General features: G+C 68.4%; 15 protein-coding genes. 10 read left to right on the top strand and 5 right to left on the bottom strand.

Annotated elements, in window-relative coordinates:
- Nucleotides 1-56: 56 nt before the first annotated feature.
- From IRZ30_RS00695 to IRZ30_RS00670, 6 genes are all read left to right on the top strand, one after another.
- Nucleotides 57-335 (top strand): hypothetical protein, encoded by a 279-nt coding sequence (locus IRZ30_RS00695; RefSeq protein ID WP_294081878.1) that lies wholly within the window; start codon nucleotides 57-59, stop codon nucleotides 333-335.
- 58 nt (nucleotides 336-393) lie between these two features.
- Nucleotides 394-888, top strand: coding sequence for an NUDIX hydrolase (locus tag IRZ30_RS00690; RefSeq protein WP_294081906.1), 495 nt, complete (start codon nucleotides 394-396; stop codon nucleotides 886-888).
- Nucleotides 889-1,099: 211 nt separating this feature from the next.
- Nucleotides 1,100-1,411: a metalloregulator ArsR/SmtB family transcription factor gene (locus IRZ30_RS00685; protein ID WP_294081875.1), complete on the top strand. Its 312-nt coding sequence runs from the start codon at nucleotides 1,100-1,102 to the stop codon at nucleotides 1,409-1,411.
- Nucleotides 1,408-1,830 carry an SRPBCC domain-containing protein gene (locus IRZ30_RS00680; RefSeq protein WP_294081873.1) on the top strand — a complete coding sequence of 141 codons (423 nt, stop codon included), beginning with the start codon at nucleotides 1,408-1,410 and terminating at the stop codon, nucleotides 1,828-1,830. Before IRZ30_RS00685 ends, IRZ30_RS00680 begins: the two co-directional genes overlap by 4 nt.
- Before the next feature lie 81 nt (nucleotides 1,831-1,911).
- A complete protein-coding gene (locus IRZ30_RS00675) occupies nucleotides 1,912-2,376 on the top strand; it encodes an iron chaperone (protein WP_273032124.1) in 465 nt (154 codons plus the stop codon).
- A gap of 167 nt (nucleotides 2,377-2,543) precedes the next feature.
- Entirely contained in the window at nucleotides 2,544-4,937 is a 2,394-nt protein-coding gene (locus tag IRZ30_RS00670; RefSeq protein ID WP_294081862.1) for an excinuclease ABC subunit UvrA, read from the top strand.
- A 279-nt stretch (nucleotides 4,938-5,216) separates the two neighbouring features.
- Here the strand turns inward: IRZ30_RS00670 and IRZ30_RS00665 are convergent, their stop codons facing one another.
- The 4 genes from IRZ30_RS00665 to IRZ30_RS00650 all read right to left on the bottom strand — a co-directional run bounded on the left by IRZ30_RS00665 (nucleotide 5,217) and on the right by IRZ30_RS00650 (nucleotide 8,714).
- Entirely contained in the window at nucleotides 5,217-5,726 is a 510-nt protein-coding gene (locus IRZ30_RS00665) for a nitroreductase family deazaflavin-dependent oxidoreductase (RefSeq protein ID WP_294081860.1), read from the bottom strand.
- Nucleotides 5,727-5,890: 164 nt separating this feature from the next.
- Nucleotides 5,891-7,864: an AMP-binding protein gene (locus tag IRZ30_RS00660; RefSeq protein ID WP_294081858.1), complete on the bottom strand. Its 1,974-nt coding sequence runs from the start codon at nucleotides 7,862-7,864 to the stop codon at nucleotides 5,891-5,893.
- A gap of 86 nt (nucleotides 7,865-7,950) precedes the next feature.
- Nucleotides 7,951-8,358, bottom strand: coding sequence for an XRE family transcriptional regulator (locus tag IRZ30_RS00655; protein ID WP_294081856.1), 408 nt, complete (start codon nucleotides 8,356-8,358; stop codon nucleotides 7,951-7,953).
- Entirely contained in the window at nucleotides 8,355-8,714 is a 360-nt protein-coding gene (locus IRZ30_RS00650; RefSeq protein ID WP_294081855.1) for a type II toxin-antitoxin system RelE/ParE family toxin, read from the bottom strand. The genes IRZ30_RS00655 and IRZ30_RS00650 overlap by 4 nt, the downstream gene beginning before the upstream one ends.
- Before the next feature lie 169 nt (nucleotides 8,715-8,883).
- Here IRZ30_RS00650 and IRZ30_RS00645 point away from each other — a divergent pair, with 169 nt between their 5' ends.
- From IRZ30_RS00645 to IRZ30_RS00635, 3 genes are all read left to right on the top strand, one after another.
- Nucleotides 8,884-10,461: a DEAD/DEAH box helicase gene (locus tag IRZ30_RS00645; RefSeq protein ID WP_294081853.1), complete on the top strand. Its 1,578-nt coding sequence runs from the start codon at nucleotides 8,884-8,886 to the stop codon at nucleotides 10,459-10,461.
- Between the two features lie 215 nt (nucleotides 10,462-10,676).
- The gene (locus IRZ30_RS00640) at nucleotides 10,677-11,423 is read left to right on the top strand and encodes a YebC/PmpR family DNA-binding transcriptional regulator (protein WP_294081851.1); all 747 of its coding nucleotides are present in this window, start codon (nucleotides 10,677-10,679) and stop codon (nucleotides 11,421-11,423) included.
- Between the two features lie 99 nt (nucleotides 11,424-11,522).
- The gene (locus IRZ30_RS00635) at nucleotides 11,523-12,614 is read left to right on the top strand and encodes a winged helix DNA-binding domain-containing protein (RefSeq protein WP_294081849.1); all 1,092 of its coding nucleotides are present in this window, start codon (nucleotides 11,523-11,525) and stop codon (nucleotides 12,612-12,614) included.
- Between the two features lie 99 nt (nucleotides 12,615-12,713).
- Here the strand turns inward: IRZ30_RS00635 and IRZ30_RS00630 are convergent, their stop codons facing one another.
- Nucleotides 12,714-12,962 (bottom strand): hypothetical protein, encoded by a 249-nt coding sequence (locus IRZ30_RS00630; RefSeq protein WP_294081847.1) that lies wholly within the window; start codon nucleotides 12,960-12,962, stop codon nucleotides 12,714-12,716.
- 287 nt (nucleotides 12,963-13,249) lie between these two features.
- Between IRZ30_RS00630 and IRZ30_RS00625 the strand changes: the two genes are divergently transcribed.
- The gene (locus IRZ30_RS00625; RefSeq protein WP_294081846.1) at nucleotides 13,250-14,530 is read left to right on the top strand and encodes a mannosyltransferase family protein; all 1,281 of its coding nucleotides are present in this window, start codon (nucleotides 13,250-13,252) and stop codon (nucleotides 14,528-14,530) included.
- Nucleotides 14,531-14,835 lie beyond the last annotated feature (305 nt).

Below are 14,835 nucleotides of genomic sequence, written 5' to 3'. Positions count from 1 at the left end.
TGGGGAATGGGTTTCTCTGCCCGAGCGGGCGACGTCGCGACGGAAGGGAGTGCACGATGCAGGAAGAGCGCCAGCCGCGCGACCCGACGCGCAAGATGCTCCGGGTCTTCGGGGTGAAGGTGACCCAGTACGAGGAGCGCACGGCCGCGCTGCTGGAGCAGATCGCCGCTGCGCCGGCCGACCAGCCGGAAGATCTGCTGCGGCTGGCCGCGGAGATCGTCGACCTCACCGCCGACATGAACCAGCACCTGCGCGAGATGGTCGGGCACGTGCTCAACACCCAGCAGCGTGTCCTCACCGACCTCCGCGCCGCGATCGAGCGCGCCCAGGAATGACCCACCCGGCAGGTGGGGACAAGGCTGGGGAGCGATCGAGGAGCGCTGAACCGTGAGCATGATCAGCGTCGATATCGGGCCGGCACACTTCCTCTATCGGGTCGGCGGCGTGTGCCTGCACGACGGCCGGGTCCTGCTGCATCGCGCGGTGGGCGACGACTTCTGGTCGCTGCCGGGCGGGCGCTGCGAGATCCTGGAGACCGCAGTCGACGCCCTCACCCGGGAGATGCGCGAGGAGTTGGCCGTCGAGGTCACGGTCGGTCGGCTCCTCTGGGTCGTCGAAGACTTCTTCACCATGAACGACCGGCCCCACCATCAGATTGGGCTCTACTTCGCCGTCGACCTCCCCGACGGTTGCCGCCTGCTCGATACTGAGGCCGTTCACGCCGGGCAGGAGGGCAACGACGTTCTCGAGTTCCGCTGGTTCCCTCTGGGCGACCTCGATCAGGTCCGCCTCTACCCTCCCTGCGTGCGCACCGCGCTTCAGCAGCCGCTCGACACACCGCGCCATCTAATCGGAAGACCCAAACCGGACACGTCACCCCTCGGGTAGCGGCAGGGATTGCCACGGAAGGGGGCCGCTGCGGCGCGCCGACGACGCGCAGGCCCTGAGCCGCTTGCCGCCATCCCCTCGTGCCGGGGAACTGGGGCTTGACATGACACCATTTGGTGTCGTATCCTGTGATTGGCCACCAAATGGTGTCATATTTGGGGGCTGGGCAATGGCGTCGGATGTGCGCCAGAACAAGGAGGACGTTGGCCCCATGCGAGATGTCTACCGTGCGGTGGCCGATCCGACTCGCCGCCGGATGCTCCGCATGCTGGCCGAGGTCGATGAGTTACCCCTCCATGAGATCGCGGCCCAGTTCCCGATGGGCCGCACGGCCGTCGCCAAGCACCTGGCCATTCTCAAGGAAGCGGGGCTCGTGATCGACCGTAAGGTTGGAAGGGAGACGCGCTACCGCCTGAACGCCGCTCCGCTTCGTGAGATTCAGGAGTGGCTTTCGTTCTACGAGCAGTTCTGGACGCAGCGGCTCGACCGCCTGAAGGAACTCGTGGAGGAGAACAACGAATGAGTGAGACCGTCGTCCTGGAGACCGAACTGAAGAGACCCATCGAGCGGGTCTGGAACGCGCTGACCGATCCCGAGACCCTCTCCAAGTGGATGCTCTTCAAGACCAACGACTTTCAGCCGGTCGTCGGGCACCGCTTTCAGTTCCGCGACGCGCCCGGCTGGGACGGCGTCGTCGACTGCGAAGTGATTGAGGTGGATCCGCCGCGACGGCTCGCCTATACCTGGTCGACCGAGGGGGTCGGCAGCGTCCCGCACTCGACGGTGGTCTCCTGGACGCTGACGGAGGATGAGGGCGGCGTCACCCGGCTGCGTCTGGAGCAGAGCGGCTTCCGACCCGAAGCCAAGCAGGAGATCGGTGGCGCGCGGTATAGCTGGCAGATGATGCTGGATCAGTTGCAGAGCATCGTGGCCGAGGCGTAGCCGCGCGGTATCCGGCACGGCGGCCACCGCCATCACCTGGACGTATCGAGCCGATTCGCGACAGCAGAGAGGAGCCCTGCAATGGCCGACTCACGGACGAACGCCGAGAACACCGCCGCGACCGACGCGGAGGCTCAGACGTTCACCGAGGAGGAACGCGCCGCCATGCGGGAGCGCGCCAAGGAGCAACGCCGCAGCAGGCGCGCCAGCAAGGCGGACGGGGAGCGCGACGTGCTCGAGAAGATCGCCGAGATGGACGAACCGGATCGCTCCATGGCCGAGCGGATCCACGCCATCATCAAGGAGAGCGCGCCGGAGCTCACGCCACGAACCTGGTACGGGATGCCGGCATACGCCAAGAACGGCAGCGTCGTCTGCTTCTTCCAGAGCGCGGGCAAGTTCAAGACGCGGTACGCCACCCTCGGCTTCAACGACTCGGCCAACCTCGACGACGGCACCATGTGGCCGACCGCCTACGCCCTGAAGGAGTTGACCCCCGCCGCCGAGGAGCGGATCCGCGAGCTCGTGAAGAAGGCGGTGAGCTGAGGGCTGACCGTACCGACCCTCCGACCCCGGACGGGATCGCCCCAGGGGATGCGACGCCCGCGGCGCCGCCGGGAAAGTATCCAAGCCCAAATCGGTATACTGGCTCGGATCGAGCCAGCCAACGACGGCGGAGCCATCACAGGCTCCGCCTGCTGATTGGAGGAACGATGTCCCACACCCCGAGGCCGGACACGTCGTCGCCCACGCGGCACATCGCCGACAGCCACGACGCCATCCGGGTGCGCGGCGCGCGGGAGAACAACCTCAAGAACATCGACCTCGATATCCCGAAGCGGCGCCTCACCGTCTTCACCGGGGTCTCCGGCTCTGGGAAGTCGAGCCTCGTGTTCGGCACGATCGCCGCCGAGTCGCAGCGGCTCATCAACGAGACCTACAGCGCCTTCATCCAGGGCTTCATGCCGAACATTCCCCGCCCCGACGTCGACGTCCTCGAAGGGCTGACGACCGCGATCATCGTGGATCAGGAGCGGATCGGCGCCAATCCCCGCTCGACCGTCGGCACCGTCACCGATGCCAATGCGCTGCTGCGCATCCTCTTCAGCCGGCTCGGGCAGCCGTACATCGGCCCACCCACCGCGTTCTCCTTCAACATCGCCGCCGGGCAGGCCAGCGGTGCCATCACCGTCGAGCGCGGCCCCGGCGAGGGGAAGACCGAGGAGCGGACGGTCACCCTCTACGGCGGGATGTGCCCCCGCTGCGAGGGGATGGGCCGCGTGACCGATTTCGACCTCACGGCGCTGTACGATGCCGACAAGTCGCTCAACGAGGGGGCGCTCAAGATCCCCGGCTACAGCATGGACGGCTGGTACGGGCGCATCTTCCGCGGCTGCGGCTTCTTCGACCCGGACAAGCCGATCCGCGAGTTCACCGAGCAGGAACTGAACGACCTCCTCTACAAGCCCGCGACCCGGATCAAGGTCGATGGCATCAACATCACCTACGAGGGGCTGATCCCGCGGATCCAGAAGTCGTTCCTCTCGAAGGACCGGGAGGCGATGCAGCCGCACATCCGGGCGTTCGTGGACCGGGCGATCACCTTTACCACCTGTCCCGACTGCGGCGGCACACGGCTCAACGAGCGGGCCCGGTCGTCGAAGATCAAGGGCATCAGCATCGCCGACGCCTGCGCGATGCAGGTCAGTGACCTGGCTGAGTGGGTTCGTAGCCTCGATGAGCCGTCGGTCGCGCCGCTCCTCGCCAAGTTGCAGCACGTGCTGGACTCGTTCGTGGAGATCGGGCTGGGCTACCTCTCGCTCGACCGGTCGTCCGGCACGCTGTCGGGCGGCGAGGCGCAGCGCGTCAAGATGGTCCGCCACCTCGGGTCGCCGTTGACCGATGTCACCTACGTGTTCGACGAGCCGACCACGGGCATGCACCCGCACGATATCCAGCGGATGAACGACCTGCTGCTCCGGCTGCGCGACAAGGGCAACACGGTGCTCGTCGTGGAGCACGAGCCGGAGACGATCGCGATCGCCGACTACGTTGTCGACCTCGGTCCCGGCGCCGGGTCCGCCGGTGGCGAGGTAGTGTACGCAGGAACCGTGGAGGGCCTGCGGGCCAGCGGCACCCTCACCGGGCGGCACCTGGACGACCGCGCCACCCTGAAGCCGTCGGTGCGTAACCCGACCGGGGTGCTGGAGGTCCGCGGCGCGAACACCCACAACCTGAAGAACGTCGATGTCGACATCCCGCTCGGGGTGCTGGTCGTCGTCACCGGCGTGGCGGGCTCGGGGAAGAGCTCCCTGATCCACGGCTCGGTCTCCTGCCGGGAAGGGGTCGTGGCGATCGACCAGAGCCCGATCCGTGGCTCACGGCGGAGTAACCCCGCGACCTACACCGGCCTGCTCGACCCGATCCGCAAGGCGTTCGCGAAGGCCAACGGCGTCAAGCCGTCGCTCTTCAGCGCCAACTCCGAGGGCGCCTGCCCCGCCTGCAACGGCGCCGGGGTGATCTACACCGACTTGGCGATGATGGCCGGCGTGACCACGATCTGCGAGGAGTGCGAGGGGCGCCGGTTCCAGGCGTCGGTGCTGGAGTACCGGCTGGGTGGGCGCAACATCGCCGAGGTGCTCGACATGCCGGTCGTCGAGGCGATGGACTTCTTCGGCTCCGGCGAGGCGCGGACACCGGCCGCACACGCGATCCTGCGGCGCATGGCCGACGTCGGCCTCGGTTACCTCCGGCTCGGCCAGCCGCTCACCACCCTGTCCGGCGGCGAGCGACAGCGGCTCAAGCTGGCGACCCACATGGGCACCGACGGCGGGATCTACGTGCTCGACGAGCCGACGACCGGCCTGCACCTGGCCGACGTGGAGCAGCTCCTCGGGCTGCTGGACCGGCTGGTCGACTCCGGCAAGTCGGTCATCGTGATCGAGCACCACCTGGCGGTCATGGCGCACGCCGACTGGATCATCGACCTCGGCCCCGGTGCTGGCCACGACGGCGGCCGGATCGTCTTCGAGGGCACACCCGCCGACCTCGTCGCCGCCCCCACCACGTTGACCGGCCAACACCTCGCCGCCTACGTCAACGGGTGACCGGAGGTGGGGACGAACCGTCATACCGAATGCGGGTAATCCCGGTTTCTCATGACCTGTCATCCTGAGCGAAGCGAAGGATCTCGCGCTGCGACTGCCACCACGCGAGGAGATCCTTCGCTTCCGCTGGCCGGCGCTCCCGCGCCGGCCGGCTCCGCTCGGGATGACATCGACGCAAGTGGCTGCCCGATGTTGGCATCAGTGGATGTCCGCGGGAGGCGGGCATGGTCATCGCCCATCCGGCGGCCATAAACGGCTTCTCGTCCGAATAGCCCGGCGTCACACCTCGCCGTGGGGGAATAACTCGATGACCGGGAGGTTACCGGCCTGCTCGACGGCCATGCGGATCTCGGCATCGTAGTCGAAGGTGCGGGTGAGCCGCAGGAGCGGGCGCATGAAGCGGGGAGGTCCGCAGTGGGCGGAGCGCTGCTGCATCATCAGCATGAGATCCCGGCGTCGCTCAGGATCCTCGACCAACCGCGCGGTGGCCCGCATCCGCCGGCGTCCCACCTGGATGATGACCTCCGGGTTGGCGCGCAGGTTCTGATACCAGTTTGAGCGGACACCCCAGCCGGAGAAGATGACGTAGCGGTCGCCGAGTGGCATGAAGCTCACGCCGCCGGTGCGGGGCAGCCCGCTCTTGCGGCCGGTCGTGGTCAGGAGCATCACGCAGCGCCAGCGGAACAACTCTGCCAGCGGCCCACGGTACAGCCGTGGCAGCAGCTTCAGGAAGAAGCGGAGGACGCCGGTCGGTGGCTTCCGCGAGAACGTCGGCTCGTGAGCGGTCATGGCGCTCCTCGGGATGGATTCGTCATGCGTCATGCGTCCCCCTCACCCCCGGCCCCTCTCCCAACCTTGGGAGAGGGGAGACACGCATTACGCAGTACGCAACACGTAATACGGAACACGGATGACGTATGACGTATGACGCATGACGCGTGACGCTCTACTCCTCACCCCGCCCGGCCGATCTCCTCGACCGCGGCCGGGTTCTCCAGCGCCGAGAGGTCGCCCAGGTTCTCCTGGCCGGTGTACTTGGCGCGGATCACGCGGCGCATGATCTTGGCGTTGCGCGTGCGCGGCAGGTCGCTGACGAAGCGGACATCGGCCGGGCGCAACGGGCGGCCCAGGCGCTGGGTCACCACGTCGCGGATCTCCTCTCGCAGGTCATCCCCCGGAGTGTAGCCGGGACGGAGGATGGCGAAGATGACGACCGCCTCGCCCTTGACCGGGTCGGGCACGCCGATGGCGGCCGCTTCCTGTACCGCCGGGTGCGCCACGGCAGCCGACTCGACTTCCGCCGGTCCGACCCGCTTGCCCGCCACCTTGATCGTGTCGTCGGAGCGGCCGAGGATGTACCAGAAGCCGTCGGCGTCCACCTCGGCCCAGTCGCCGTGGACCCAGACATCGGGCCAGCGCGACCAGTAGGTCGCGAGGTAGCGGTCCGGGTCGCGCCAGAAGCCGTTGGTCATGCCGACCCACGGCCCGCGGATGACCAGTTCCCCCACCTCCCCGCGCACCGGCCGCCCTTCGGCGTCAACCACGTCGGCGGCCATGCCCGGGACCGGCCCGGTGAAGGCACACGGCTTCTGCGGCTTGATCGTCACGCAGCCGACGATGCCGCCGGAGATCTCGGTTCCGCCCGAGTAGTTCAGGATCGGCCGGCGGCTCTGCCCCGGCACGGTGAACAGCCAGCGCCAGGGGCCAGGGTTCCATGGCTCTCCGGTGGAGCCGAAGGCGCGGAGCGTCGGCATCGGGTGCCGCGTGGCCCACTCGTCGCCCCGGCTCATCAGCGCCCGCACCGCGGTCGGCGAGACGCCGAGCACGGTCGCGCCGTGCCGCTCGACCACCTGCCACAGGCGGTCCGGCTCGGGGTAGTCGGGCGTGCCCTCGTAGAGGAGGAGCGTGGCGCCCAGCATCAGCGACCCCTCGATGGCCCACGGCCCCATCATCCAGCCGAGGTCGGTGATCCAGAAGAGCGTGTCGTCGGCCTGGAGATCGAAGCAGAAGGCGAGGTCGTGCGCCGCCTTGATCGGGAACCCGGCGTGGGTGTGGACCGCGCCCTTGGGCCGGCCGGTCGTGCCCGAGGTGTAGATGATCATGTACGGGTCGTCGCCGGCGGTCCGCTCGGTGTCGTAGTGGTCCGGCTGGCCCGCGACCGCCTCATGCCACCAGATATCGCGCCCCGAGTTCCAGGGGACGTCCGCCCCGACATGGCGGTAGACCAGCAGGCGCTCCACGGTCGGGGACTGGTCGGCCGCGGCGTCGGCCGTGGCCTTCATCGGCACGACGTTCCCCCGGCGGTAGAACCCGTCGGCGGTGATGAGCAGGCGGGCGTCGCAGTCGGTCAGGCGCGTCGCGGCCGCCTCGGCCCCGTAGCCGGAGAAGATGGGGATGAAGATCGCGCCGATCTTGCTGCAGGCCAGCGTAGCGATCGCCGTCTCCGGGACCATCGGCAGGAAGATCCCGACCCGGTCCCCCTTGCCGATGCCCAGCGCGCGCAGGGCGTGCGCCAGCCGGTTCGTCTCGGTCGCCAGCTCGCCGAAGGTGAGACGCCGGACCGCCCCGCCGTCCCCCTCCCAGACGACGGCGATGCGGTCGCGATCCGGTCCGGTCGCACGCTTGTCGACCGCGTCATGCACGTAGTTGTACCGGCCGTTGACGAACCAGCGCGGCCAGGGAAGCCCGCGACTCAGGTCGAGCACCTGATCGTAGGGCGTGTACCACTCCAGCTCGAGGTGCCGGACCACGGCATCCCAGTACCAGGCGGGGTCCTCCACAGCCCGTGCCAGCAGCGCTTCGTAATCGGGCAGCCCGTGCTCACGGATGAAGCGCAGCAGCCGGCTACGCGCCAGGTCGTTGGGAGATGGCTGCCAGACGATGGCGTCCTCGTGCGCCGCGGGGTCGAGGTGGAGATCGCCGGCCATCGGCGGCCCTCCGATCACTCAGGGGAAACGGATCGCTGCGAGCACGCAGCCCGGTATCCCCATTCTCGTGCCGCCTGCCCGGCCGGTCAAGGACGGGAGGCTGCGCCGCGCGCCGCACGGGAAGCTACGGGAGCGCGGCGAACGCGGACGCCATGGCGCCCGCGGGAGGAAACGCTGGCGTACCCTTGCTCGGCAGGGAGCAGCGGCACGGTCTGATCCGGGAAAACGGCGTTGATTTCCAGGCGGCCCCCGAGCGCCTCGACGTAGCTCTTCAGTGTCGAGACGTAGAGATCATCCTGATGTTCGATGCGCGAGATGTTAGCCTGCGATACATCGAGCGCACGGGCGACCTCCTGCTGGGTCACCCGTCGTAATCCTCGGACGGCGGCGAGGTCCAGCGCGTCACTGATCGCTCGCTTGTACGGCTCCACACGGGCCCGGCGCGCTGGATCAGCATCGATGGGCGCGCGCAGGTGCTTGAATGACTTCGTCATGGCAGTATCCCCTCTTTCCGGAGAGTCTCCAGATGGTCATCGTAGAGCTGATCGGCAATAGGAACCATCCGCTCATACCAGTCCTGCCACTGATTGGTCGTATCGCCGCCGATCAGGAGGATGGCGACCCGCCGCGGATCGAAGGCGAATAGCACGCGGATGTTCCCCGCCGGGGGCCGCAGCTCTTTCATGTTTGGGTGGCGCGATGTCCGGATCGAATCGACGAGTGGTCGCCCTAGACCTGGCCCCCGCTCCTCGAGCACCTCGACTGCAGCAACGATCGCGTCCTGCTCGTCATCGCTCAGGGTCTGCCACCAAGCTTCGAACTCGTCGGTGTACTCGACCTCCCAGCGCATACGCGCAGTATAATGGATTCATTATAGACAGTCGAGGGAACGAGTATACCTGCCCCGGTACGCCGGTTGCGTGTTGAGGTGTCGGGCGGCGCGTGCTGCTAGGTGATACAGTTCGTGGCTGGTCGGCAGCCGGGTGGCGGCCGGATCAGACCGGGAGGGAACCGGAGCGATGGAGGGATTCGCGGACCTCGGCCTCAGTGAGCCGGTCCTACAGGCAATTGACGCGGTGGGGTTCGAGGAACCGACCCCGATTCAGCGAGAGGCGATCCCGCTGCTCCTGTCCGGCCGCGATCTGATCGCGCAGGCGCAGACCGGCACCGGCAAGACGGCCGCCTTCGCCCTGCCGATTATCGAGCGGCTCCGGCCCAATGGGCGCCACCCGCAGGCGCTGGTCCTCGCGCCGACCCGGGAGCTGGCGGTCCAGGTGGCTCAGACCTTCCACCAGCTCGGCCGCGTGCGCGATACGCGCGTTCTCGCCGTCTACGGCGGCCAGCCGATCGAGCGCCAGCTCCGCGCCCTGCGCCACCCGGTGGAGGTGGTCGTCGGCACGCCAGGGCGGGTGATGGACCACATCCGTCGCGAGACGCTGGATCTCAGCAACGTCTCAACCGTCGTCATCGACGAGGCCGACGAGATGCTCGACATGGGCTTCATCGAGGATGTCGAGTGGATCCTCGACCATGTCCCGGCCGAGCGGCAGACGGCGCTCTTCTCCGCCACCATCCCGGATCGGGTCGCGGCGCTGGCGCGGCGCTACCTGCGCGACCCGGCACGGGTCGCCGTCGAGCCGGAGCGCGTCACCGTTCCCCAGATCGAGCAGAGCTACGTCGAGGTCGTGCAGCGGGCGAAGGTCGAGGCCCTCACCCGGATCCTCGACATGGAGACGCCGCCCTCGGCCATCATCTTCTGCCGCACCAAGCGCGGGGTGGACGAACTCACGCAGCAACTCCAGTCGCTCGGCTACGCCGCCGAGGCGCTCCACGGCGACCTGTCGCAGGTCCAGCGAGACCGCGTGATGGCCCGCTTCCGCTCCGGCCAGGCGGAACTGCTGATCGCCACCGACGTGGCCGCCCGCGGGCTCGACGTTGAGGGCATCACCCACGTCATCAACTACGACATCCCCGGCGACCCGGAGAGCTACGTCCACCGTATCGGGCGGACCGGCCGGGCCGGCCGCGCCGGGGCGGCGATTACCCTGGTCACCCCGCGCGAGCGACGGCTGCTGCGGGAGATCGAGCGGGCGACCGGCGTGCGGATGACGCGCCGCGGCGTGCCGACACCGGAGGAGGTCGCCGCCCGCCAGCGTGAGCTGCTGGGTGAGTCGCTGGCGGAGGTCATCGAGGCCAACGACCTCGAGGCCGCCATGATGGTCGTCGACGAGCTCGCCGCGTACTACGACCCCTCGGAGATCGCCGCGGCGGCGATCCGGATGCTGATGCGCGACCGGGGCGTGGCCGAGCAAGAGGAGATCACCACCGGCGGGGGCTCGACCGAGGCGGGCATGGCACGGCTCTTCCTCAACCTCGGCCGGCAGGACGGCATCCGGCCGATGGACGTCGTCGGGGCGATCGCCAACGAGGCACGTATCCCCGGCAAGAGCATCGGCCAGATCGAGATCCTGGACCGCTACACCTTCGTGGACGTTCCGGAATCGGTCGTCGACCGCGTCATCCAGGCGCTCGGCCGCACCCAACTCCGCGGCCGCCCCGTCCGCGTCGAGATCGCCCGCCCGCGCGGGGCGTCGTAGGGGTGCGAACGGCCTGCCGGCGCGCCGTGCTCCGGCCTTCCTTGGCAGGGGTGGGCGTGGTGTGCCACAATTTAACGCTGTCCGGGCTCGGCGTGCGAGTTGAGATCTTCTCACGCTCATGCGCTATAGGATCTCGGTGACTGGCCATCGCTGCGCCGCGGGCCGGGACGTTTCCACGTGTCTTCCATGCATGACCGGCGTGAGGAGTGTGATTCATGGCAGGCCACTCAAAGTGGGCACAGATCAAGCGACAAAAGGCGGCGGCCGACTTCAAGAAGGGTGCGATCTTCAGCAAGATCTCGCGTGAGATCCACGTCGCGGTGCGTGAGGGGGGGCCGAATCCGGAGGCCAACCTCCGCCTGCGGATGGCGCTGGAGCGTGCGAAGCGCGAGGGGATGCCCAACGACACGATCGAGCGCGCCATCGCCAAGGCGAGCGGGGCCGGCGCCGACGCGGAGAACTACGAGACGGTCATCTATGAGGGGTATGGCCCCGGCGGGGTCGCCGTGCTGGCCGTGGCGCTGACCGACAACCGCAACCGCACCGCGTCGGAGGTACGGCACGCGTTCTCCCGCCACAACGGGACGCTCGGCGAGACCGGCTGTGTCGCCTGGCAGTTCGAGACGGTGGGGCAGATCGTGATCTCGGCAGAGGGGGTCGACCCGGACGAGGTCGCGCTGCTGGCGATCGACGCCGGGGCTACCGACGTCGAGACGGAGAACGGTGAGATCATCATCACCACCGACCCGTCGGAACTCGGGGATGTGACCGAGCGGCTGAAGGAAGCCGGGTTGACCATCCAGGCGGCTGAGATTCAGCGTGTGCCGCAGGCGTCGGTCGACGTCGAGGGCTCCCAGGCGCAGGCGACGCTGAAGCTCCTCGAGGCGCTTGAGGACCTGGACGACGTGCAGGCGGTCTACACCAACGCCAACTTCCCCGCTGAGGTCACCGGCGCCGCGTAGCGCGGCGCCGGGCTCCGGGCCTGCTGCGGGCCCACCTCTATCTCCGCATCCACGACGACACCCAGGCGAATCGACTCGCGTGCAGGCAAGGAGCGCACCATGACCAGCCCCACTCTGGCCCGGCTCCGGCTCTACACTCAGCGCATCACGGGACCGGCATTCGCCGACCCCGCCGAGGTGGTGCGCTGGCTCGGCGCGATGCAGGCACAGGACTACCAGCAGGCGCTCTGGGCGATCGGCGTGCGCACACAGGGGGCGACGCTGGCCGATGTCGAGCGGGCTCTGGAAGAAGGGCGAATCGTCCGCACCTGGCCCATGCGCGGCACGCTCCACTTCGTGCCGGCGGAGGACGCGCGCTGGATGCTCATGCTGACGGCGTCGCGGGCGATCGCGCGACACCGCGGGCGGCTGGCGCAACTCGAGTTGGACGACAAGACGCTGGAGCGCGCAGAGGATGAATTCCGCGCCGCGCTTGCGGGCGGGCGGCGCCTCTCGCGCGCGGCAATGCTCCAGGTGCTGGAGGACGCCGGGATCCGGACGGAAGGGCAGCGCGGCTACCATATCCTCTGGTACCTGGCGCATACCGGCGTGCTCTGCCCGGGGCCGTTGGACGGCCGGACGCAGACGTTCGTGCTACTGGACGAGTGGGTGCCGTACTCGCGAGAACTCTCCCGCGAGGAGGCACTGGCCACCCTCGCCAGGCGCTACTTCACCAGCCACGGGCCGGCGACCGTCTACGACTTCGCCTGGTGGACCGGCCTCACCGTCGCCGACGCGCGGCAAGGGCTGGCAGCGGTGCAGGGAGATCTGACGTCGATCGAGGTGGACGGCACGACCTACTGGATGGCGGCCGACACCCCGCGCGAGGTGGCGGATGAACCGGCCGGCATCGTCCTCCTCCCGGGCTTCGACGAGTACCTGCTCGGCTACAAGGACCGCAGCGCCGTGCTGGCGGAGGAGCACGTCGATGGAGTTACCCCCGGCCAGAACGGGATGTTCCTGCCGATCGTCGTCGCCGATGGGCAGGTCGTCGGCACCTGGCGGCGACAGGTGAAGAAGACCGCGGTCGAGATGACGTTCAACCCCTTCGTGCCCAGAGATGAGGTTGAAGCCTGGGACGGCGCGCCGGCCGAGCGCTACGGTGAGTTTCTCGGGTTGCCCGTCGTGGTCGGCGGGGAAGTCGCCGGATAAGCGAAACAGGCGGGCCGTGGCCCGCCTGTACGTTTCTCTCCCGCGCGGTGTCGACGCACGGTTACGGTCCAGCAGCTCTGGTGCACCGTTGCCCGGCGATCAGACTGCCGGGCGCTTGGACGCCGTCAGGCGCCAGCACTCGCTGGGTCCTTCGACAGCCAAACACCGGCGCTTATCCTCTTCGGTCCGCACCGCGTAGCCGAGCGAGCAGCGCATCATCGGCCGGGAGCGGCCCTTGAGCACCAGGCGCGTGCGGCGGAGCATCGAGCAGCCGAAGTGGAGTTCGCAGACGTCCTCCGTAACCGGCACCGGCTCCGAGGCGGGACGCTTCTCCCGTGCTCGGACCATGGCACCTATCGCTCTCTTGCATGCAGAACTGCACACGAGGCCACGCGACGACACGGCCGCGTCGCGCGGCAGTCAGGATGGCCGCCGGCCGAGCCGGCGAAGCAAACGACCGGCAACCTTCCTCTGGATTATACACCCCGCATCGAGCGGAGGCGGGTGACGCGGAGGGCATGCCCCTTGCAGTGGCTCGACAAGCGTCCTTGCGTATCCTTGTCGGCGGCGCGGCAGCCTCAGCGCGGTCGCGCCGCATCGGTGCAGAGGACGCAGCGAGGAGGAGTACACCACTGATGACGCTGACCCACCCCCGGCAGGCGCAGACGGCACGGCGGTCACGAACCGCGACGGGTGCCCGGCGACGCGGATGGGCGATACTGCGTGAGAGCGACCTGCGGGTTCCTCTGGCAGCCTCGGTGGTGCATCTCGCCCTCGTCCTCACCTTCGTGGGGATTGCCTCAACCTGGGCGGACGCGCTGTCACCCGTCCCCGCGGTCGGCTACTACCTCCAGCCGATGACCGGCCTGGCGCACACGTTCCTCGAGCCACTGCGCAATTGGGACGGCTTCTGGTACACCCTCATCGCTGAGCGCGGCTACGGCGTCCACCCTGCGACCACTGCCTTCTGGCCGCTCTATCCGCTCCTGCTCCGCTGGGGCTATGTGCTTACCGGCTGGACCGCGCCCGTCGTCGGGCTGATCATTTCCAACGTCGCCTTCGTCGCCGCGCTGATCGTGCTCTACCGGCTGATCCGGATCGACTACGGCGACCGCGTTGCGGGGCGCGCGATCTGGCTGCTGGCCCTCTTCCCCACGGCCTTCTACTTCTCGGCGGTCTACACCGAGTCGCTCTTCCTCCTGCTTACCGCCAGTGCGATCTACTGCGGGCGCACCGAGCGCTGGGGCCGGGCGGCACTCCTTGGGGCACTGGCCGCGGTGACGCGCAACACCGGGGTGCTCCTGCTGGTGCCGCTGCTTCTCCTGCTGGTCAAGCAGCACGGCTGGGACCCGCGCCGCTGGTGGCCGATCGGAGCACAACTGGCACTCATCGGTGCGGCGCCGTTGGTGTTCCTCTGGCACCTGAACCGGGTCTGGGGTGACCCGCTGGTAACGATCCATGCGCAGTCGGAGTGGGCACGCTATCAGGCCATGCCCTGGGAGACGATGCGCACGGCCTTCGACAAGCTCGACCTCTCCTGGCTCAGCCAGATCAACGCCCACCCCTCTTGGCAGACACTGACGTCATCCTTTGTCCGCTGGCGGTTCGCGGAGAGCCAGGCGTACGACGTATTCATCACCCTGCTCTTCCTGCCCCTGTGTGTGTACATGCTGCTCAAGCTCCGCCCGGCCTACAGCCTGTACGCCGCGATCGCCTTCGTGCTGCCGATGCTGAGCCCTTCCGAAGTCCACCCGCTGATGTCGATCCCGCGCTTCGTGATCGTGCTCTTCCCCTTCTTCATCGCGCTGGCGCTCCTGCTGCGCAACCGCGTCCTCTACGGCGCCGTGCTCGCGCTCTCGGTCATCCAATTCGCCGCCCTGCTGATCCAGTTCAGCACCTGGTTCTGGGTGGCGTAGGGGGCATAGGTCCAGGCTGGGTGGTGTGAGGATCCCGAGCCGTGACGCGTGCCCAGGGGTGATGGAGTTTGACGAACTAAATGGGTCTACACGGTCGGCGCGTGCCCGGGGCTCAAGCCGCCGGGCTGACAAGGAAAGCCGGCTGAAGCCGGCTGGGGTGAGACAGGGTTCACATCCCGACGTTGTGTCCCGCCGGCCGGTACGTGCCCGGGGCTAAAGCCGCCGGGCTGATATGTTGGTAAGCCCACTGAAGGGGCTACGATGACCACGCACAGGCGTATCCGCTCCGGCAGCCCGCCAGGAGC

The organism is Sphaerobacter sp., from assembly GCF_019683595.1.
GTDB lineage: Bacteria > Chloroflexota > Chloroflexia > Thermomicrobiales > Thermomicrobiaceae > Sphaerobacter.
Note: the sequence above shows the minus strand (reverse complement) of the source record. Positions and strands in the feature narration are given on the sequence as shown.

Bases quoted from the DNA above. Each gene is read 5' to 3' on its own strand.
- IRZ30_RS00695 (WP_294081878.1), top strand. From the start codon at position 57: ATGCAGGAAGAGCGCCAGCCGCGCGACCCGACGCGCAAGATGCTCCGG.
- IRZ30_RS00690 (WP_294081906.1), top strand. From the start codon at position 394: ATGATCAGCGTCGATATCGGGCCGGCACACTTCCTCTATCGGGTCGGC.
- IRZ30_RS00685 (WP_294081875.1), top strand. From the start codon at position 1,100: ATGCGAGATGTCTACCGTGCGGTGGCCGATCCGACTCGCCGCCGGATG.
- IRZ30_RS00680 (WP_294081873.1), top strand. From the start codon at position 1,408: ATGAGTGAGACCGTCGTCCTGGAGACCGAACTGAAGAGACCCATCGAG.
- IRZ30_RS00675 (WP_273032124.1), top strand. From the start codon at position 1,912: ATGGCCGACTCACGGACGAACGCCGAGAACACCGCCGCGACCGACGCG.
- IRZ30_RS00670 (WP_294081862.1), top strand. From the start codon at position 2,544: ATGTCCCACACCCCGAGGCCGGACACGTCGTCGCCCACGCGGCACATC.
- IRZ30_RS00665 (WP_294081860.1), bottom strand. From the start codon at position 5,726: ATGACCGCTCACGAGCCGACGTTCTCGCGGAAGCCACCGACCGGCGTC.
- IRZ30_RS00660 (WP_294081858.1), bottom strand. From the start codon at position 7,864: ATGGCCGGCGATCTCCACCTCGACCCCGCGGCGCACGAGGACGCCATC.
- IRZ30_RS00655 (WP_294081856.1), bottom strand. From the start codon at position 8,358: ATGACGAAGTCATTCAAGCACCTGCGCGCGCCCATCGATGCTGATCCA.
- IRZ30_RS00650 (WP_294081855.1), bottom strand. From the start codon at position 8,714: ATGCGCTGGGAGGTCGAGTACACCGACGAGTTCGAAGCTTGGTGGCAG.
- IRZ30_RS00645 (WP_294081853.1), top strand. From the start codon at position 8,884: ATGGAGGGATTCGCGGACCTCGGCCTCAGTGAGCCGGTCCTACAGGCA.
- IRZ30_RS00640 (WP_294081851.1), top strand. From the start codon at position 10,677: ATGGCAGGCCACTCAAAGTGGGCACAGATCAAGCGACAAAAGGCGGCG.
- IRZ30_RS00635 (WP_294081849.1), top strand. From the start codon at position 11,523: ATGACCAGCCCCACTCTGGCCCGGCTCCGGCTCTACACTCAGCGCATC.
- IRZ30_RS00630 (WP_294081847.1), bottom strand. From the start codon at position 12,962: ATGGTCCGAGCACGGGAGAAGCGTCCCGCCTCGGAGCCGGTGCCGGTT.
- IRZ30_RS00625 (WP_294081846.1), top strand. From the start codon at position 13,250: ATGACGCTGACCCACCCCCGGCAGGCGCAGACGGCACGGCGGTCACGA.